The sequence below is a fragment of the Saccharicrinis sp. GN24d3 genome, from assembly GCF_052400645.1.
Classification (GTDB): domain Bacteria; phylum Bacteroidota; class Bacteroidia; order Bacteroidales; family Marinilabiliaceae; genus Saccharicrinis.
In genome coordinates this window covers 1-611 of sequence record NZ_JBQTGI010000087.1, presented here as the reverse complement: position 1 = coordinate 611, position 611 = coordinate 1, and the positions used below count along the sequence as shown (strand labels likewise).

The 611-nt window shown below is 37.0% G+C and carries 1 protein-coding gene; it reads left to right on the top strand.

The genetic code is table 11. The features are described from left to right. Positions 1-341 (top strand): group II intron maturase-specific domain-containing protein (locus tag ACT29I_RS25715; RefSeq protein WP_444794869.1); only part of this gene is annotated, 341 nt, incomplete at its 5' end. Positions 342-611: the final 270 nt, after the last annotated feature.

Here is a 611-nt window from a genome sequence, read left to right as displayed (position 1 = left end):
TCCGACCGAGCATGAAGTCAAGGTCAAAACTCTTTGCCAATATTCGTGAGCTACTAGCAAAACGTAGGCACTGGAGGGTTGATCCCTTGCTTTATAAACTCAACTCATTATTGATTGGATGGTTAAATTACTTTTCGATAAGTAAGGTAACGCACATATGGGAAACCATAAAAGTTATCATTAAACACTTGGATTATAAACTATTTAAATGGCTCAAAAGTAAAGGCCGTAAAGCGCACAAGTTGCTACGCCAGCAACCATACAGCAATTTTGTTCAAAGCAAAAGACTGTTAGACTTGGAGAAGTATGCACGCTTGAAAACCCTTGCGAAAGCTCAATGAAGAACTCTATCGGTAAGCCGTATGAGGGAAAACTTCACAGCCTGTCCACGAACATCGGGATACGGTTTGATGAAGGGAGTGCTGATAGATTACATATAATTATTACTTTTATGGGTATTAATTAGAGTAGGCTATCAGGCTCTACTCTACTGGTCAAGCAAACAAGAATACATTATGAACAAAAAGCATTTTTCAACAACTGAATTGATTATAATTATTGGATTTTCAGGTTTATGTCTGAGCATTATTTTATTCATGTTCGTCTTTATA